This is a genomic window from Streptomyces armeniacus, from assembly GCF_003355155.1.
GTDB classification, from domain to species: domain Bacteria; phylum Actinomycetota; class Actinomycetes; order Streptomycetales; family Streptomycetaceae; genus Streptomyces; species Streptomyces armeniacus.
On record NZ_CP031320.1, the window covers coordinates 1,218,757 to 1,236,701 of the forward strand.

Annotated in this window: 18 protein-coding genes; 10 read left to right on the forward strand and 8 right to left on the reverse strand. The window is 75.0% G+C overall.

The genetic code is table 11. The features are described 5' to 3' along the window. Positions 1 to 29 precede the first annotated feature (29 nt). Complete coding sequence (locus DVA86_RS05315; RefSeq protein WP_208876191.1) at positions 30 to 407, reverse strand: nuclear transport factor 2 family protein; 378 nt, start codon at positions 405 to 407, stop codon at positions 30 to 32. Between the two features lie 150 nt (positions 408 to 557). Here DVA86_RS05315 and DVA86_RS05320 point away from each other — a divergent pair, with 150 nt between their 5' ends. Together DVA86_RS05320 and DVA86_RS05325 are read left to right on the forward strand one after the other, a co-directional pair. After that, positions 558 to 1,313 carry a 2-phosphosulfolactate phosphatase gene (locus DVA86_RS05320; RefSeq protein WP_208876193.1) on the forward strand — a complete coding sequence of 252 codons (756 nt, stop codon included), beginning with the start codon at positions 558 to 560 and terminating at the stop codon, positions 1,311 to 1,313. Positions 1,314 to 1,403: 90 nt separating this feature from the next. Then, the gene (locus DVA86_RS05325) at positions 1,404 to 2,165 is read left to right on the forward strand and encodes a hypothetical protein (RefSeq protein ID WP_208876195.1); all 762 of its coding nucleotides are present in this window, start codon (positions 1,404 to 1,406) and stop codon (positions 2,163 to 2,165) included. Between the two features lie 50 nt (positions 2,166 to 2,215). On the opposite strand, the gene DVA86_RS05330 is transcribed toward DVA86_RS05325, so the two are convergent. Then, positions 2,216 to 3,052 (reverse strand): SDR family NAD(P)-dependent oxidoreductase, encoded by an 837-nt coding sequence (locus DVA86_RS05330; RefSeq protein WP_208876197.1) that lies wholly within the window; start codon positions 3,050 to 3,052, stop codon positions 2,216 to 2,218. A gap of 41 nt (positions 3,053 to 3,093) precedes the next feature. Then, positions 3,094 to 4,734: a hypothetical protein gene (locus tag DVA86_RS05335; protein ID WP_245996350.1), complete on the reverse strand. Its 1,641-nt coding sequence runs from the start codon at positions 4,732 to 4,734 to the stop codon at positions 3,094 to 3,096. Between the two features lie 142 nt (positions 4,735 to 4,876). Here DVA86_RS05335 and DVA86_RS05340 point away from each other — a divergent pair, with 142 nt between their 5' ends. The 4 genes from DVA86_RS05340 to DVA86_RS05355 all read left to right on the forward strand — a co-directional run bounded on the left by DVA86_RS05340 (position 4,877) and on the right by DVA86_RS05355 (position 8,254). Further along, positions 4,877 to 5,233, forward strand: coding sequence for a YciI family protein (locus tag DVA86_RS05340; RefSeq protein WP_208876200.1), 357 nt, complete (start codon positions 4,877 to 4,879; stop codon positions 5,231 to 5,233). Between the two features lie 92 nt (positions 5,234 to 5,325). Next, the gene (locus DVA86_RS05345) at positions 5,326 to 6,600 is read left to right on the forward strand and encodes an RNA polymerase sigma factor (RefSeq protein ID WP_208876202.1); all 1,275 of its coding nucleotides are present in this window, start codon (positions 5,326 to 5,328) and stop codon (positions 6,598 to 6,600) included. Between the two features lie 54 nt (positions 6,601 to 6,654). Beyond that, positions 6,655 to 7,488 (forward strand): MerR family transcriptional regulator, encoded by an 834-nt coding sequence (locus DVA86_RS05350; protein ID WP_245996351.1) that lies wholly within the window; start codon positions 6,655 to 6,657, stop codon positions 7,486 to 7,488. Positions 7,489 to 7,531: 43 nt separating this feature from the next. Beyond that, entirely contained in the window at positions 7,532 to 8,254 is a 723-nt protein-coding gene (locus DVA86_RS05355) for a hypothetical protein (protein WP_208876204.1), read from the forward strand. On the opposite strand, the gene DVA86_RS05360 is transcribed toward DVA86_RS05355, so the two are convergent. The 3 genes from DVA86_RS05360 to DVA86_RS05370 all read right to left on the reverse strand — a co-directional run bounded on the left by DVA86_RS05360 (position 8,244) and on the right by DVA86_RS05370 (position 11,177). Further along, entirely contained in the window at positions 8,244 to 8,828 is a 585-nt protein-coding gene (locus tag DVA86_RS05360; protein ID WP_208876206.1) for a dihydrofolate reductase family protein, read from the reverse strand. The two genes, DVA86_RS05355 and DVA86_RS05360, sit on opposite strands and share 11 nt — an antisense overlap. A gap of 149 nt (positions 8,829 to 8,977) precedes the next feature. Continuing rightward, the gene (locus DVA86_RS05365) at positions 8,978 to 9,547 is read right to left on the reverse strand and encodes a histidine phosphatase family protein (RefSeq protein ID WP_208876207.1); all 570 of its coding nucleotides are present in this window, start codon (positions 9,545 to 9,547) and stop codon (positions 8,978 to 8,980) included. 184 nt (positions 9,548 to 9,731) lie between these two features. Beyond that, a complete protein-coding gene (locus tag DVA86_RS05370) occupies positions 9,732 to 11,177 on the reverse strand; it encodes an aminotransferase-like domain-containing protein (RefSeq protein WP_208876209.1) in 1,446 nt (481 codons plus the stop codon). On the opposite strand from DVA86_RS05370, the gene DVA86_RS05375 reads away from it, so the two are divergent. Further along, positions 11,176 to 12,201: a DMT family transporter gene (locus tag DVA86_RS05375; RefSeq protein ID WP_208876211.1), complete on the forward strand. Its 1,026-nt coding sequence runs from the start codon at positions 11,176 to 11,178 to the stop codon at positions 12,199 to 12,201. The two genes, DVA86_RS05370 and DVA86_RS05375, sit on opposite strands and share 2 nt — an antisense overlap. A 157-nt stretch (positions 12,202 to 12,358) precedes the next feature. Continuing rightward, positions 12,359 to 12,562, forward strand: a complete 204-nt coding sequence (locus DVA86_RS05380; protein WP_208876212.1) for a DUF1918 domain-containing protein — start codon at positions 12,359 to 12,361, stop codon at positions 12,560 to 12,562. Here the strand turns inward: DVA86_RS05380 and DVA86_RS05385 are convergent. Further along, on the reverse strand, positions 12,535 to 13,908 hold the full coding sequence (locus DVA86_RS05385; protein ID WP_208876214.1) for a glycoside hydrolase family 10-like protein: 1,374 nt from the start codon (positions 13,906 to 13,908) through the stop codon (positions 12,535 to 12,537). The two genes, DVA86_RS05380 and DVA86_RS05385, sit on opposite strands and share 28 nt — an antisense overlap. Before the next feature lie 173 nt (positions 13,909 to 14,081). Here DVA86_RS05385 and DVA86_RS05390 point away from each other — a divergent pair, with 173 nt between their 5' ends. Continuing rightward, positions 14,082 to 14,942 carry a 3-hydroxybutyryl-CoA dehydrogenase gene (locus tag DVA86_RS05390; protein WP_208876215.1) on the forward strand — a complete coding sequence of 287 codons (861 nt, stop codon included), beginning with the start codon at positions 14,082 to 14,084 and terminating at the stop codon, positions 14,940 to 14,942. A 24-nt stretch (positions 14,943 to 14,966) separates the two neighbouring features. On the opposite strand, the gene DVA86_RS05395 is transcribed toward DVA86_RS05390, so the two are convergent. Further along, entirely contained in the window at positions 14,967 to 15,977 is a 1,011-nt protein-coding gene (locus DVA86_RS05395) for an ArsR/SmtB family transcription factor (protein ID WP_208876216.1), read from the reverse strand. A 204-nt stretch (positions 15,978 to 16,181) separates the two neighbouring features. Between DVA86_RS05395 and DVA86_RS05400 the strand changes: the two genes are divergently transcribed. After that, complete coding sequence (locus tag DVA86_RS05400; protein ID WP_208876218.1) at positions 16,182 to 17,906, forward strand: helix-turn-helix domain-containing protein; 1,725 nt, start codon at positions 16,182 to 16,184, stop codon at positions 17,904 to 17,906. The last annotated feature ends 39 nt before the right edge of the window (positions 17,907 to 17,945 follow it).

Here is a 17,945-nt window from a genome sequence, read left to right on the forward strand (position 1 = left end):
GGCGAAGGACGGCGCCAGAGGAGAATGACTCAGGAGGCGGACGGCTCGATCTCCCCCGCGAAGACGATGACCTGGTCGATGAGGCTCCGCCGCAGATGGACGACGTCCGTTCCGGCCAGGCGGGGGCCCCCGTCCGGCGTCGTGAAGACCCACTGGTACCGGGCCCACTCGCCCGGCATGTCCACCGCCGAACAGCGCACCATCGTGCCGGTCCCCGCGGGGTGGCGCCGGATGTCCAGCACGAACCGCTCGACCGCCTCGATCCCCTCACTGCGGCCCAACGGTCCCCAGAAGACCACGTCCGAGGTCAGGGCCTGGGAGAGCAGCGCAATCACATAGCTGTCGTCCGAGGCATTGAACGCGGAGATGAACGTGTCGATCGCGGACCGCGCGGTCTCTTCCTGCATGCACCAGTAATACCAGCCGCCTTGGGGACCGCGCTCGTCCCATGAACCGTCTCTCCCGACCACTGTGAACCATCCCGGTCACACCACTGGGCGGAAAGCCCCGGGCTCCGGGGCGGCTCCGGGGGCGGCGCCGGTGGCAGGATGGCGGCCATGGGCGGCGACTTCCTGCAGACGGGGTTCGGGGTGCGGTTCGAGTGGGGCCCGGCCGGGGCCGCGCACCTCGCCCGCGAGGCCGCCTGCCTGGTGGTCGTCGACGTGCTGTCGTTCACCACCACCGTGTCGGTCGCCGTCGAGTCCGGGGCACGCGTGTTCCCGTACGCGTGGCGCGACGCGACCGCCGCCGAGTTCGCCCGGGAGGTCGGCGCCCCGCTGGCCGTCGGGCGCAGCGCCGCGTGCGAGGACACGCCGTGGACGCTCTCCCCCGAGGCCGTACGGCGTGCGCCGTTCACGCCCCGGCTGGTCCTCCCGTCGCCCAACGGGTCGGCCATCTCCGCCGCCGCGGAGGGTCTGCCGGTGGTCGCCGCGTGCCTGCGCAACGGCGCCGCAGTCGGCGCGTGGCTCGCGGCGCACCGCTACGGCACGGCTGAGCGTCCGGTCGGGGTGATCGCCGCGGGCGAGCGCTGGCCCGACGGCAGCCTGCGCCCCGCGCTGGAGGACCTGCTGGGGGCGGGAGCGGTGATCGCCGCGCTCCGGCGGAACGGCCGCACGTCGCTGTCGCCCGAGGCCGGGCAGGCGGCCACGGCCTTCACCGGCTCCACGGACATCGCCGCGGACGTGGCGGGCAGCGCCTCCGGACGGGAACTGACCGACGCGGGCTTCCCCTCGGATGTGTCGATCGCGACGGAGGCGGACACGAGCACCACGGTGCCGCTCCTCGCCGACGGCGCCTTCTCGGCGGCGGACTGACCGGACTGACCGGACTGACCGGACTGATCCGGCTGCCGGGCGACACCCGCGTGCCGCCGGGGCAGCCCGGCCTGGGGAAGGAGATCCGTGGTGTTCAGCGTTGAGGAACGGGACCGGGTACGGGCGCGGCTGCTCGCGCGCGCGGAGGCCGACGAAGCCGTCGTGGGCGCCGCCTGGACCGGCTCGCACGCCGTCGCGGCCGGTGACCGCTGGTCGGACACCGACCTGGTGCTCGCTGTCCGTGGCGGTCTGGCGGCGACCGTGGACCGGTGGACCCGGTGGCTCCGCTCGGCGTTGGGGGCGCGGCATCACTGGGATCTGCGGTCCGATACGAGTACGGTCCGCGTGTTCCTGCTGCCCGGCTGGCTCGAAGTGGACCTGACGTTCACGCCGGAGGCCGAGTTCGGGCCGCGGGGCCCGCAGTGGCACACGGTCTTCGGCCGGACCCGTACGCCCGAGCCGTTCCCGGAACCCGACGGGAACGCCCTGGCCGGGCTCCTCTGGCACCACGTACTCCACGCCTTCGTCTGCCTCGAGCGCGGGCACCGCTGGCAGGCGGCGTACTGGATCGGGGCCGTACGGGACCACGTCGTCACGCTGGCCTGCCTGCGGCTGGGCCTTCCCGCCGCGCATGCGAAGGGCGCGCACCTGCTGCCGGACGAGCTGGCGGCGGAGCTGGAGACGACGCTCGTCCGCTCGCTCGACGGGCCGGACCTGCGCCGTGCCCTGACGGCCGCCGTCACTGTCGCCGCGGGCGAGCTGCGGCGGTCCGATCCCGCGCTCGCCGCCCGTCTCAGCCCGCTCCTCGCGGAGCTGGAGGAGGCGAACGAACGGGCGGCGGGCGGCCGTTGACGGAGACGGGCGGCCGTTGGCGCGGGCGGGTGGCGGACGGGTGGCCGGGGTCAGCGGAGGGTGAGGACGTTGCCCGTGACGAGGGCCGCCGCGTCCGAGGTGAGGAACGCGATGGTCTCCGCGACCTCGTCCGGCTCCGCGACGTGGAAGTGCGTGCCGCTCGCGGCGACGTATCGGCGGACATCGTCCGTGACCCATCCGGTGTCGGTCACCGGCGGGTGTACGACGTTCGCGGTGATCCCGAGGTCGGCGAGTTCCACGGCGGCGGACATCGTGTAGTTGGTCTGGGCTGCCTTGGCCGCGCCGTACGAGACCTCGCCGGGGAAGCCGAGTTCGCCGCCCGACGTCAGGCCCACGATGCGGCCCCAGTCCGCTCCGCGCTCCCGGTGCCGCCGGGCCAGTTCGCCGATGAGCAGCGCCGGGGCCATCGCGTCCACCGCGAACTGCCGGGTCCACGTATCGGCGGTCACCTCCTGCAGCGGCCGCCCGAATTGGTCGGCGGGGTCCGGTGTGAACGAGTCCTGGAGCCAGCCCGACGCGTTGTTGACCAGGATGTCGACGGGGCCGAGGCGTTCCTCGGCGACGTCGAAGATGATCCCGGGTGCCGCGCTGTCGCCGAGGTCCGCCTCGAACGCCTCCGCGCGCCCGCCCGCCCGGCGGATCTCCTCCGCGACGGCCTCGCCGGTGGCGGAGCGGTCGCGCTCGTAGCGGCCGTCCGGCCCGGCGGGCTCACCCGTACCGTCCGTGCCTTCCGGTTCGCGGAGTCTGAGGTAGGTGCAGAGGACCGCGACACCGCGGGCGGCGAGGGCCCTGGCCGTGGCCGCGCCGATGCCCTGGTTCGCTCCGGTGACGACGGCGACGTGGTGCGTACCGCTTGTATCCCACATGGGGAGAAGTTCTAGCGGACGGGAGGCGCGTACGAAACGGATTATCGCCCGGCGCCGGCATCGGTGCCGGTGCCGGCATCGCCCGCGCGCGGCACCCGTTCCGCCATCGTGTCGCGCGCCAGCGACGGGTTGGCGGCCGCCGCCTCGGCCACCTGCGGGTCGGTGTCCCCGAGCAACTCCGCGATGACCGGCGGCGGGAGGGCCGGGTGGGCGGCGGCGAGCGGCCGCGCGCGGCGGTCCGCCAGGCACGGGAGCAGCGCCGCCGCCGTCGCGTCGGGGTGCCGGGCTATCGAACGGAGCGCCTTCCGTGCGGGCGGCTCGTGCCGCGCCAGTTCCGCCAGCAGCTCCGGCGGCGCGTCGGGGTTGGCTGCCACCCCGGCGGCGACCCGCGCCCCGTGCCGTACGGCCAGCGCGCGCAGCCGCGCCGCCGAGAGGCCGGGGTGCGGCGCGACGGCGGCGAGCACCTTCGCGTCGGGGTCTGCGGCGAGGGCGTCCCGTACGGCGGCGGGCAGGTCACGCCGTACGGCCGCCAGCATCCGTACGGCGGGCTGCGGCGACGCGGCCAGCTCCTCGACCTCGCGGGGCGAGGCGGCGGCGATACGGGGTAGCAGCGTCGTACCGGTCTTCGTCGAAGCGGCCACGCGGGCGAGCACGTCGAGCGGCACGCGCGGGTTGGACGCGAGCGCGCGCCGCACGTCGTCGTGCGGGTCGGCGGCCAGCCGGTGCAGGAGGGCGGTGTCCGCCGCGGGGTTCGCGGCGAGGTCGGCCCGTACGCCGGGTACGGGGTCGGCCGCCAGCCGCCGGGCCGCGTACGGGGGCAGGTCGGTACGGGAGGCGAGCGCCCAGCGCAGCAGCGTCGAGGGGTGGCCGGCGAAGCCGGCGGCGGTGACGGCGGGCGTGGCCGGGTTGGCGAGCGCGTGCCCCAGCGTCTCGTGCGCGGTGGACTGGTGGGTGCCGTCGCAGGTGGCGCCCGGGCGCAGAGTGCAGTCGGGGCGGGGGCAGGACGGCGGGTGCGTGTACGGCGCCGGGTGGCGGTCGCAGACCAGGCACCGGCGGGCCGGGGGAAGGCCGTCGCCGGTGAGGAGGGCGGCCAGTACGGCGGGCGGCGCGGACTCGTTGGCCGCCACCGCACGCCGTACCTCGGCGTGCGGGTGCGCCGCGAGGCGGGCTGCCGTGTCGGGCGAGGCCGTCCAGAGCGCGAGTTCGGCGACGACCTCCACGTCCGGGTCGGCGGCGAGCGTGTCGACGACGTCGGGCGGCAGCCCGCCGCAGGCGGCCAGCTTCGCGCGCCGCCCGGCGTCCGGGTCGGCGGCGAACAGGCGGGCCCGGTCCGGGTGTCCGCGCCCCGTGTCGAGCAGGGCGAGCGCCGCCTGCGGGCGCGTCGCGGGGTCGAGGTCGGCGGTGGTCAGCCGGCCGGCGCGGGCGAGGCGTACGGCGGTGTCGTCACCGGCCGCCGCGAGGGCGACGGCCTGCGCGTGGCCGAGGTCGGCGCGGTCGGCCAGCTCGGCGGCGACGGCGCGGGCGTCCGCGGCGGCGGCATCGGCAGCGGCGTCGGTTGCGCCGGTTGCGTCGGCGGCAGGCCCACCGGCCCGCGCCACCGCGAACGCGATCAGCCGGTCGACCAGTCCGGGCGGCAGCGCCGTATTGGCCGCGAGTCCGCAGAGCACAGCGACAGCGTTCACGAGGGGCATCCTGTACCCGCGCACCCGGCGCGTGAGAATTCACCGGAAGAAATCCGGAGGGAGCTGTCGATCCGGCGGTCTCCCGTTCGACGCAGGGGTGAGAGGCGAGGAGAGCCCGCGCCCTTCCGACCGAGGAGCCACCATGCCGCGTTTCCTGACGATCGTCATGCACAACGAGCGCACCCAGCCCACCGAGGACCCGAGCCCCGAGCTGCAGCGGCGGATGGGCGAGCTGTTCGAGGAGATCAGCAAGGCCGGGGTGATGCTCGACATGGGCGAGCTGACCCGTACGCCGGACGCCACCCGGCTGACCTGGACGGGCGGCGAGCTCAGCCAGACCGACGGGCCGTTCACCGAGAGCAAGGAGGTCGTCGGCGGCTACACGATCATCCAGGCCAAGGACAAGGCCGAGGCTCTGGAGTGGGCCAGGCGGTTCGGCGACATCCAGGGCCTGCACGAGGATCTGACCGCCGAGGTGCGGCAGATCTCCGAGGACTGACCGGCCCTGTACCGGCACCGCACCGGCCCGCACCGGCCCGGCCTGAGACCCTCGCCGCCGCGCTTGCCCACCCCTCGTACGGCTGTTCTGATGTGGCCGTGACGGCAGGAAGCACGGCCGAGACGGTCGAGACGGTGTTCAGGATCGAGTCCGCGCGGATCATCGCCGGTGTCGCCCGCATCGTGCGGGACGTGAGCATCGCCGAGGAGCTCGCGCAGGACGCGCTGGTCGCCGCGCTGGAGCGGTGGCCGGAGTCGGGTGTCCCGGACCGGCCGGGCGCCTGGCTCATGGCCACCGCCAAGCACCGCGCGGTCGACCTCGTACGCCGCAGGGAGACGTACGCCCGCAAGCTCGCGGAGGTCGGGCGGGCGCTGGAGGACGTGCCGCCGCCCGAGGAGACGGCGGACTTCGACGACCCGGACCGCATCGACGACGACCTGCTGCGGCTGATCTTCACCGCCTGCCACCCGGTGCTGTCGACGCAGGCCCGCACGGCGCTGACGCTGCGCCTGCTGGGCGGGCTGACGACGGACGAGATCGCCCGCGCGTTCCTGACGTCCGAGCCGACGGTCGCGCAGCGCATCGTCCGCGCGAAGCGGACGCTGGCGCAGGCGGGCGTCCCGTTCGAGGTCCCGTACGGCACCGGGCGGGACGAGCGGCTGGCGTCGGTCCTGGAGGTCATCTACCTGATCTTCAACGAGGGTTACTCCGCCACCGCCGGCGACGATCTCGTACGCCCCGCCCTGTGCGAGGACGCGCTGCGGCTCGTACGGGTGCTGGCGGGGCTGATGCCCGGCGAGCCGGAGGTGCACGGGCTGGCGGCGCTGCTGGAGTTCCAGAGTTCCCGTACGGCGGCCCGTACCGGGCCCGACGGCCGGCCGGTGCTGCTCGCCGACCAGAACCGGGCCAGGTGGAACCGCATGCTCATCCTCCGCGGCGCCGAGGCCCTGCGCCGCGCGGGCACCGGGCCGTACTCCGTGCAGGCCGCCATCGCGGCGTGCCACGCGCGGGCGGTGCGCTACGAGGACACGGACTGGCAGTCGATCGCCGCGCTGTACGGGCGGCTGGCGGCGCTGACCCCGTCGCCGGTCGTGGAGCTGAACCGCGCGGTGGCCGTCTCCATGGCGGAGGGCCCGGCCGCGGGCCTGGAACTGGTGGACGCGCTGGCCGGCGAACGGGCCCTGCGCGACTACCACTTGCTGCCGAGCGTACGCGGCGACCTGCTCGAACGGCTGGGGCGCGGCGCGGAGGCCCGTACGGAGTTCGAGCGGGCGGCGTCCCTGACCCGCAACGCCCGCGAACGGGATCTGCTGCGGGAGCGGGCGGCCCGCGCCGGGGCCGGCGGCCCGTCCCGTACCGGGGCCTGACCTCCGAGCCGAAACTTGACCTTCGAGCCGGGTCGAAGGTCTACCTTCGCGTACATGGGCACTTCAGGCACGCACACCGCGGGCGGCGGCACCATGCGGATCTCGCAGCTGGCCGCGCGCTCCGGCGTCCCCGCCAGCACCCTCCGGTTCTACGGGAGCGCCGGTCTGCTGCCCGCCGGGCGCACCCCCACCGGGTACCGGGTGTACGGCGAGGACGCGCTCGCGCGCCTGTCGTTCATCGGGCTGGCCAAGCGGCTCGGGCTGCCGCTGAACGACATATCCGAGGTGCTGGCCGTGTGGGAGTCGGGCGCGTGCGCGGAGGTGAAGGCCGCGCTGCGGCCGCGCGTCGCCGCCCGTATCGCGGTCACGGGAGCGCGCGCCGCCGAACTCGCCGCGCTCACGGGGGCGTTGCACGGCGTACGGGACCGGCTCGACGCGCTGCCCGACCGTGCGGCGGAGCCGTGCGGCCCGGAGTGCGGCTTCGGCGGGGCGGGCGCGGCGGAGGCCGCGGACCCGGCGGAGGCGGCAGACCCGGCTCCGGTTCCGGCTCCGGCTCCGGCCGAGGAGCGTTGGCGCACCGCCCCCGTGGCCTGCTCCCTCACCTCCGGCGGGCTGGACGCGCGCGCCGCCGAGTGGCGGGAGGCCGTGGCGGGTGCCGTACGGCGTGCGGTGCCGGACGGCGTACGGCTGACGCTGCCCGCCGAGCGCGCCGGTACGGTCGCCGCGCTGGCGGCGGCGGAGCAGCGGTGCTGCCCGTTCTTCGACTTCCGGCTCCATCTCGACGGCGCCGCGCTGCACTTGGAGGTACGGGCGCCGGCCGAGGCGGCCGGGCTGCTGGACGGCCTCTTCGGCGGTCCGGAGGGCGGCGGCACGCGGGGAGACGCGTAACGGCGCCGGGACCGCTCCCGACGGACGCTCCGAGAATGGCCGCATGACATGGCGCGGGGACCGGAGACGGCGGGCGGCGGACGGCGCGGAGCCGCGGAAACCCGCGCGGCGCGGGACGTACGTGGTGCGGCAACGGTTGCGCCTCGGCGGCCTGGTGAGCGGTGTCCTGCTGGTCGGCGGGCTGGCCGCGCTGGCGGCGGTCGTGCTGACCCTCCCCTGGTGGATCACCGCGCCGTTCCGGGAGGCGGAGCACGTGGGCGATGTCCTGATCGGGCTGTTCGCGGCGCTCATCGTGCTGGGCCTGCCCGCCATGGTGGCGACGCTCGCCGGGCTCCGTACGGGGAACGCCGCCCTGCGCCGCCGCGTGCTGGCCATGGACGTCACGGGGGTGTGGGTGTACCCGTCGGCGCGCTGGTGGCGGAACCCGTACGTGGTGCGGTGGCACCAGGCCGCACCGGTTCGCGCGTTCACGCTGGAGTACACCCCGGGGGGCGGTGATCAGACGTTCGGCCCGACGCTGGTGCCGTGGGACTACGTGGCGTTCGGCGAACCGGTGTGCGGCGCCACCGTCCACTTGCTGTGGCTGACGGCGACGGTGGAGGAGATCGTGGCTGAGACCCGGCTCCGCTGCCCGGAGCTGGTCTTCCGCGACGAGCGGACTCCGCCGCCGCCGGGCATCGGCGGGTGGGTGCTGCGCCGCCGCCGGGCGGGGCCGCCGTTCCGGCTGCCCCTGCGGCGCGGCACGGGCCGCCCGTTCAGTCCCTGACGCGCTCGTACGTGAGGACCGCCGCGCCGTTGCTGAACGTACGGCTGTCCGCCAGCTCGAAGCGGAGCGGCCCGTCCCAGTCCGCGACGAACATGGGGATGCCCGAACCCGCCACGATCGGGTAGACCTTCGTCACCATTTCGTCGATCTCGGGCAGCAGCGTGCCCGCCAGCGCCCCGCCGCCGCAGAGGTAGATGTCCAGGCCGCCCTCCTCGGCCTTCAGCTCCCGCACCCTGTCCAGCGCGTCGGACGCGACGATCTCCACCGCCGGGTCGGGGGCCTCGGTGCGGCTGTGGGAGAAGGCGTACTGGCGCAGATGCCCGTACGGGCTGGTGTTGCCCTCCTGGACGGCGAGTTCGTAGGTGTCGCTGCCCATCAGGACGGTGTCGAAGTGCCGGTTCTCGGCGTCGTCGAAGCCGAGCATGCGGCGGATGTGCGTGGGCAGCGTCTCCGGGTACTCCGTGGCGAGGTACTGCGTCATGTCCTCGCCGATGGGATAGAAGTCGGCCGTGCCGTCCGGGGCGGCGATGAACCCGTCGATGGTCAGCGCGATGTAGTAGCTCAGCTTGCGCATCCCGGTCTCCCGTCAGAGGTGCGTGTGCGGGTACGTGTGCAGGTCGGTCTCAGGTGTCTGGTGTCCGGTGCCGGATGTCCGGTGTCCGTGGCCAGGCGCACCGGAGGGGGTGGTGATCACCGCATTCTGCCGTTCCACGGGTGCCCGGCTCACTCCACGCTGAGACACCACTGGCCTGCGCGGCCCGTGATCACCAGCGGGGTGAGCGGATGGGCCTCGATCCGCCAGTACGAGTGCGGCGGCGACTTGAGCACGTAGCACACCGCCGCCCGTACGACCGAGGGCTCCGCGACCGCGACGACCCACTCGTCGTCGCCGTCCATCGGCCGGGTGTCCAGCCAGCCGCCGACGCGGGATATGAATGCCAGCAGCGACTCGCCGCCGTGCGGCGCGGACCGCGGGTCCGCGAGCCAGGTGTCGACCGCGCGCGGCTCGCGGGCGGCGATCTCCTGGAGCGTACGGCCGCGCCAGCGGCCCATGTCGCAGTCGCGCAGGGCGGGTTGGGCGATCGGGGACAGCCCGAGCAGGTCGCCGGTCTCGCGGCAGCGCCGGGACGGCGAGCAGTACCGCAGCTGCGCGGCGGCCAGCCGGGCCAGCCCGGGGACCGCGTGCTGCACCTCGTGCCAGCCGGCGGAGTCCAGCGGCCGGGCGTCCTCGAACCGCACGTCGAGCAACGAGGAGCTGCGGCCGGCGGTGAGCAGCGTCACACGAAGGTGCATCCGGTGATCGTAGGGCGCGGGCTGCTTTTGTTCGATACCCCCGCGTAGGCGTATGTGAGCGCCACCGCGGCGCCGCCCGGTGTTCGGGGAGGCGCGGGCTTCCCGTTCACGCCCGCTCCCCGTTCACGCCCGCTCCCCGTTCAGGGCCGCTCCCCGTCCGGGGCCCGCGTCCACACTCCCCCGTTCACGCCGCCGTCTCGTCCCAGGCCGTGCGCAGCCGCCGTACGCCCTCGGCGATCTCCGCGACACCCGCTGCGGGCGCGAAGCTCAGCCGTACGTACGGGGCGGTGGCCTCGGCGGCGAAGTACGGCCGTCCCGCCGCGACGGCGACGCCCGCCCGCAGGGCCGCGGCGACCAGCGCGGCCTCGTCCGTGCCGTCGGGGAGCCGCAGCCACACCTGGTAGCCGCCGCGGGACACGTACGGCGCGGACAGCGCGGGCAGCTCGCGGGCCAGGGCGGTGAGCATGGCGTCCCTGCGCACCTTCAACTCGCCCGCGACCGTGCGCAGATGGCGGGCCCAGGCGGGCGCGCCGACGAGCTCGAGCGCGGCCTCCTGGAGCGGGCGCGGGACGAAGAAGCTGTCGACGATCTGGATGGCGCGTAGCCGTTCCAGCGCCGGTCCGCGCGCCGCCAGGGCGGCGACGCGCAGGCTGGGCGACGTCGACTTGGTCAGCGAGTTGATGTGCACGACCACGCCGTCCGGGTCGTCGGCGCGGAGGGTGCCGCTCAGCGGACCCGCGTCGGAGTGCGCGAGGCGCCGCGCGAAGTCGTCCTCGACGACGAACGCGCCCGCCGCGCGCGCGGCTTCCAGCACCGCGGCGCGCCGGTCCGCGGCGAGGACCGTGCCGGTGGGGTTCTGGAACAGGGGCTGGCACACGAACACCCGCGCCCCGCTGGCCCGGAAGGCCCGCGCGAGCAGTTCGGGGCGTACGCCGTCGCGGTCCACCGGAACCGGCACGGGGCGCAGCCCGGAGGCGCGGGCGGCGCCGAGCATGCCGGGGTACGTGGGGGACTCGACGAGGACGGCGGCGCCGGGCGGCGCGAGCCCGCGCAGGGCGGTGGTGAGGGCGCTCTGGCCGCCGGCCGTGATCAGCACCTCGGACGCGCTGACCGCGCCCGTACCGCCGCTGATCTCGTGCGCGAACCAGGCCCGCAGCTCGGCCATGCCCTCCAGCGGCGGCCGGCCCCAGGCACCGGGCCGCCGGCCGGCGCGGGCCAGGGCGGCGGCGAGGGCACGTTCGGGCCGCAGACCGGCCGGCAGATAGCCGCCGTTCAGCTCGATCACGCCGGGCGGCGGCTCGGGCAGGGTGGCGAGGACGCCGCCCGCGTCGACGCTCCGCGGCACCAGATCGGGCGATGCCTCGGCGCTCAGCGCGACCTCCTGCCAGGAGGTGTCGCCCCCGGCGTGCGCCGCCCGGCGCGACTGCGCCCGGTACGCCCCGGCGCCGGGCCGGGTCTCGACGAGGCCCTCGCGGGCGAGGGCGGCGAGCGCGCCGGAGACGGTGACGGGGCTGACGTGGTAGCGGTCGACGAGCGTACGGCTGGACGGGAGCTTCTCACCCGGTGAGTAGCGCTCCAGCTCGCCGCGGAGGGCTGCGGCAAGATCGGCCACACTGCTACGCTGTTGCATGAGAGAAGAGAGTAGCGCTACCACACGCTCGGGGATAGCGGTCCCCGCCGCGAACCCGTCCAGCGCCCCGGGCCCGGCCCCTACGAGCCCGGCCCGCACGTCCACCGCACCCGCACCCGCACCGGCGACCACGACAGCGACCGCTACCGCAGCCGCGCCTTCCCCGGCCGCCCGTGGCGGGCTCGTCTTCGCGGCGCTCGGCGTCGTCGCCTTCTCGCTCACCTTCCCCGGCACCGTCTGGGCCCTGGAGGGCTTCGGCCCCTGGTCCGTCACCACGGTCCGCATGGTGCTCGCCGGGCTCATCGCGGGCGGCGCGCTCGCCGCGCTCCGGGTGCCGGCGCCGCCACGCCACACCTGGCCGGGGCTGGCCGTCGTCGCCGCCGGTACGGTCGTGGGCTTCCCGCTGCTCACCACGCTCGCGCTGGAGACCTCGTCCACGTCGCACGCCGCCGTCGTCGTCGGCCTGCTACCGCTCGCCACCGCCGCGTACTCCGCGCTGCGCACGGGCCACCGCCCGTCCCGTACGTTCTGGGCCGCCGCGCTCGCGGGCGCAGCCGTCGTGCTGGCCTTCGCCCTGCACGACAGCGGCGGCGGCGCCTCGCTCGGCGACCTCTACCTCGCCGGTGCGCTGCTGATCTGCGCGGCCGCGTACGGCGAGGGCGGCCGGCTGGCCCGCGAGATGCCCGGCTGGCAGGTCATCGGCTGGGCGCTGGTGGGCTGTCTGCCGGCGGCCGCGGTGGGCGCCGCGTTCGCGCTCGCCGCCGAGCCGGTGACGCTCAACGCGCACGCGGTCGCGGGCATCGTGTGGGTGGCGGCCGGCTCGCAGTTCCTGGGGCTGCTGCTGTGGTACCGGGGCCTGGCCCGTACGGGCGTCGCCAGGGCCAGCCAGATACAGCTCGCGCAGCCGCTGCTCACACTCGTCTGGTCGGTGCTGCTGCTCGGCGAGCACCTCACGCCCGCCGCGCCGGCGGCCGCCGTGGGCGTGCTGGTGTGCATCGCGGTCACCCAGCGCAGCCGCTCCTGACGCCACCCGGCCCCGGGCGCACCCGGCCGGCGCTCACCGTACGGAAGGTCCGTCCCGCACCGTACGGACGGCGCGGAGTGGGCCGTACGGCCTTAGAATTGTGACGCACGGCACAGCCGTTCCGAAGTACACCCCCGTGAACAGGAGGGCTCCCCGGATGCACGCCAACACGGGCGACCGGCTGCTGGTGCACGGCAGGACCGTGGGCCAGCACGACAGAGTCGCGGAAATCGTCGAGGTCATGGGTGCCGACGGCGAGCCGCCCTACCGGGTGCGGTTCGAGGACGGGCACGAGGCCGTGATGTCCCCCGGCCCCGACTCGGTGGTGCGGGGTCACGAGGAGCCCGGCACCCCGCGGTAGTGGTCGGCGACCACCCGGTCCATGGCGCCGACGGCGTCCTCGGACACCTCCTTCGCGGAGAAGAAGACGTGCCCTGACGCCTCGGGGAAGTCCTTGCAGTAAGCCAGGTGCCGGGACAGCTCGGCCGGGTCCTGCCAGGGCGCGCCCTGGGCCGGGTCGCCCGCCTTGTACAGCGCCTCGCCGATGTGCAGGCCGACTCCCGTGCCGCGGACGGCCGCCGCCCACCACGGCACGAGGCCGGCGTAGTCGGCGTCGGCGAACCCCATGTTCCAGTACAGCTGCGGGACGACGTAGTCGATCCAGCCGCGCCGGACCCAGCCGAGGGTGTCGGCGTGCAGGTCGTCGTACGTCTGCACGCCGGCCGCGGTGTCGGAGCCGGCCGGGTCGCTCGCCTTGTTGCGCCACACGCCGAACGGGCTGATGCCGAAGCGCGGGCGCCGCGCGGTCCGGCGGATACGGGCGGCGGTCTCGGTCACCAGCAGGTCGATGTTGTGCCGCCGCCAGGCGGCCTGGTCCGCGTGCCCGGCGCCGTGCCGCCGGTACGCCGCCTCGTCGTGGAAGGTCTCGCCGGGTACGGGATACGGGTAGAAGTAGTCGTCCCAGTGGACGCCGTCGAGGGGGTAGCGGCGTACGGCGTCCAGCATCGCGTCCTGCACGAAGCGGCGGACCTCCGGCAGACCGGGGTTGTAGTAGAGCTTGCCGCCGTACGGCACGACCCACTCCGGGTGCCGCCGCGCCGGATGGCCGTGCGCCAGCCGCGAAGGGTCGTCGTGCAGGGCGACGCGGTACGGGTTGAACCACGCCTCCAGTTCGAGGCCGCGCGCGTGCGCCTCCCGTACGGCGAAGCCCAGCGGGTCCCAGCCGGGGTGCGCGCCCTGACGGCCGGTCAGCCACTGGGACCAGGGCTCGTACGGCGACGGCCACAGGGCGTCGGCGGTCGGACGGGCCTGGAAGTACACGGTGTTGAGCCCGCGGCGTACCGCCGTGTCCAGGTGCGCGCGGAGTTCGGCGCGCTGCCGCGCGGGGCTCAGGCCGGGGGCGCTGGGCCAGTCCCGGTTGTCGACCGTGGCGATCCACATGCCGCGTACGGCCCGGCGCGGGCCGTGGCCCGGGCCCCGTACGGGCGGGGCGCCCGGCCGGGGACGGTGCGCGCCGGCGGCCGACGCCGCGGCCCTGGCGTCCGCGGTCGCCGCCGCGGCCGTGTCCGCGGAGGTGACGGCGCCGCTCAGCGCCCCGGCGGCCGCGACCGTGAAGCCCCGGCGGGAGAGCCGCGCGCCCACCCGCTCCCCGGCCGACCCCGCCGTACCGGCTCCGGCCGGCCCCGCTGCCCCTGCCCTGCGCCTCATCCCCGCCCGCCCTTCTGGCGTACGCCGCTGTTTTGTCCGGGCCAGCATGCCCCGTGCGCACCCCCTCGACCCGGCAGCGACCCGGCGAGGGTAACGTCGGGCGGCGAGGCGGCGCTGCCCCGGGGATCCCGCGGCCGGCTGCCCGGGACCCGAAGATCTGCGAAAGGCACGATGTGACCGACATCCAACGCGTCGGAGTGGTCGGCTGCGGCCAGATGGGGGCCGGCATCGCCGAGGTGTGCGCGCGGGCCGGACTCGACGTCAAGGTCGCCGAGACCACGGGCGAGGCGCTCGAGCTGGGCCGTACGCGACTGGTCAACTCCCTGGACAAGGCCGCCGCGCGGGGCAAGCTCACCGAGGAGGAGCGCGACGGCGCGCTCGACCGGCTCACCTTCACCACCGATCTCGGGGAGTTCGCCGACCGCGACCTCGTGATAGAGGCGGTCGTGGAGAACGAGCAGGTCAAGACGGAGATCTTCCAGGTACTCGACCAGGTGGTGACCCGCGCGGACGCCATCCTCGCCTCGAACACCTCCTCCATCCCGCTGGTCAAGCTGGCGGTGGCCACCTCCCGGCCCGACCAGGTCATCGGCATCCACTTCTTCAACCCGGCACCGGTGCAGCAGCTCGTCGAGCTGATCCCCGCGCTGACCACCGGCGACGAGACAGTCAAGCGCGCCGAGGCGGTCGTGGGCGGCATCCTCGGCAAGCACGCCATCCGCGCGCAGGACCGCTCCGGCTTCGTCGTCAACGCGCTGCTGATCCCGTATCTCCTGTCCGCCATCCGCATGTTCGAGTCGGGCATCGCGAGCCGCGAGGACATCGACAACGGCATGGAGCTGGGCTGCGCCCACCCGATGGGGCCGCTCAAGCTCACCGACCTGATCGGGCTGGACACGGTGGCCTCGGTCGCCGACTCGATGTACGCCGAGTTCAAAGAACCGCTGTACGCCGCTCCCCCGCTGCTCCAGCGGATGGTGGACGCGGGGCGGCTGGGCCGCAAGGCGGGCGCCGGCTTCTACGCGTACGAGTAGCCGCCGGACACCCGCCGCACCCCGCTACGCCGCGTCCCGCACGCTTCCCTGCGCACCGCCGAGCAGGGCGAGCCCCAGCGGCGTGAGGGTGTGGCGTACGGAGTTGCGGATCCGGACGGTCGAGACCAGCCCTGCCTGCCGGAGCACCGTCGCGTGCTCGCTCGCGGAGGAGACCGCGAGGCCCGCCCGGCGCGCCAGTTCGGTGGTGGTGCAGTCCTCGAAGAGCGCGTCGAGGACGCCGGCCCGGGTCCGTCCCAGCAGCTGGTCGAGATGCTCGCGGCGCTGCGGCACGAGCACCGCCGTGCCGCAGCGGTCCTCGTTCGGGACGGACCGGACCGTCTCGACCGGGTACACCAGGACGGGCGCCAGGGTGGTGTCCTCGAGCACCACGGGCGTACGGCGGCAGAAGTACGACGGCACGAGCAGCAGCCCGCGCCCGTCCAGGCGGAGATCGCGGTCGACCGGGTAGGCGGCCTCCAGGACCGGCGGCTGCCAGCGGAACGGCGGCCCGAGCGTACGCAGCATCGCGTCCGCTCCGGCGCGCCACTGCGTGTGCGTACGCAGGGAGCGGTCGGCCTCCACCCGTGCGCTGATCCACGGCCAGGCGGGTGCCAGCGCGGCGTCGTGGTAGGCGCGCAGCGCGCCCGCGAGGCGGCGCAGCGCGGCGGGTTCGCCTTCGGCGAGCGTACGGGTCCAGGTCGGGACGGCGTTCCCGGCGGCCAGCTTGGTGAGTTCCGTACGGATGCGACGGCGGGGCGTGCTCAGCACCGCCTCCAGCCCGTGGCCGAGCCCGGCGGTGCTCGCGGACGGGGTGAGGAAGTCCGGGAAGTAGCCGCGCTCCGGTACCAGCGGCAGCAGCATGCCCAGCGGACCCGGGCCGTGCCGGGCGGCGTGCCGGCGCCAGGGTGCGAGGGCGGGATCCCGCCGATTGGCGCGTAGTTGGTGCAGGCTCAGCACGATCTCCCAGAGCGGGTCGGGCCGTTCGGCGATCTTCGTGCGGGCCAGGTCCTCGGCGTGGAAATGCACACGCAGCACCGCGTTCCCCCTTGTGTCACACGCGCCGCTCCCCCGAACGGCGCCGCCTCCGATGCTGACGGCTTGTCTGAACAAAGCGCAAGCTGCCCGTGTCCCGCAGGGATGGTGGGACGGTTCCGGGGCTGCCACCTGCTCGGTAACGTCTGCGTGGGACGGCGCGACCCACCGTCCCGTACCGGAACGCGGGATTCGGGCAGGGGGACGATGTCGGACGCACAGGAACTCGCACGGCTGTTACAGGAGTTGAAGGACCGCAGCGGGCGGAGTTTCGCGGCGCTGGCACGGCAGACCGGCCTCAGCCGGTCGTCGTTGCACCGCTACTGCACGGGTACGACGGTGCCGGGCAGCTTCGGCACGGTGGAGCGCATCGCGCGGGCCTGCGCGGCGGAACCCGACGAGCTGGACGGGCTGTACCGGCTCTGGGCACGCGCGGACACCGGCCGGGAGGAACAGGCGGAGCAGGAGAACGCGGAGCCGGAGGGTGCGGAGCCGGAGGGTGCGGAGCCGGAGGACAGCCCGCCGCGGACCGCACCGGCCGCTCGTACGGCAGGCACGTCACGCACGGCAGGTACGGCATCCCCCACCGCCCCGCGCATGGCGCGCCGGCGCCTTGCGTGGCTGCGCGCCCTCGCCGCAGTCGCACTGCTCGCCGTGACGGCGGTGGCCAGCACCGCCCTCCCCTACGACGACGGGCCCCGCGCCGGCGAGCGTGGCGACGGCGGCCGGCGCCTCCCCGTACCGCCCTGGTCGATGGAACCGCGGGGCGTGCCACCCGAGTTCTTCGGCGTGACCATGAACACCGACACCGGCGCCATGCCCGGTTTCCGGGTCGGAGCGGTGCGGCTGTGGGAGAGCGAGACGAGGTGGAGCAACATCGAAACCCGGCGCGGCCACCGCGACTGGACCGTGCTGGAACGCATGGTGTCGGCCGCCCGGCGCGCCCGGCTCCCCGTGCTCTACACCTTCGGCGGCACGCCGCACTGGGCCGCCCCCGGCGGCGTCCGGTCGGTCTACACCGACGCCCGCGCCGCGCCCCCCGACGACCTGCGCGACTGGGACCGCTTCGTGCACCGGGTCGCCACGCGCTTCCGCGGCCGTATCGACGCCTACGAGCTGTGGGACAACGTCGGTTCCCGGTCGCACTACGCGGGCAGCGTGCGGACCCTCGCGGAGATGACCCGGCGGGCGGCCCGCATCATCCGCCGGGCCGACCCGGACGCGGCCGTGGCGTGCCCGTCCGTGAGCAGACTGTGGGAGGAGGAGGGCCGGGACTTCCTCCGCGCCCTGGTGGCCACCGGGGTGTACGACTACTGCGACGCCGCCGCCGTCAAGCTCCACCCGCGCCGTGCCGACGGCCCGCCGGAGGAGATGATCGAGCTCGCCCGGCGCGTCCAACGCACCCTGTACCAGGCGGACATAGCCGTCCCGCTGTGGAACACCGGGCCGGGCAAGGACATCGCCACGACACCGCACCTGGACGCCCGGCGGGCCGCGGACCACGCCGTGCGCTTCTATCTGGCGGGCCTGTACAGCCGCTTCTTCAACGTGTCGCACACGTACTTCTACTCCTGGGGCGGACCGAACGTGCCGGTCGTGCTGCAACTGGTCGGCGAGGCCCCGACCGAGGCCGCGCGGCACGTCGAACGGCTGCAGGAGTGGCTGGACGGCGCGCGGCTCGCGTCCTGCGGCCAGGGCCGCCTCGCGGACCTGCCGGAGAACGCGTACCGGTGCCGCTTCGAGCGGTCAGGGACGGAAGCGGGAGAGCGGGAGCGGTTCCTGATCCTCTGGACGTCGGGCGGGCACGCGGACACGCGGCTGGGCGAAGGCGCGTACCGGGTACGGGAGATGGGCGGGGACGCGCACGCGGTGCGGCCGGGTGAGCGGGTGCGTTTCGGGGAGCGGCCGGCGATGGTCGAGCTCCGGGACTGACCGGCACGAGCGGCATACGGGACGGCTCGCCGGGCGCCG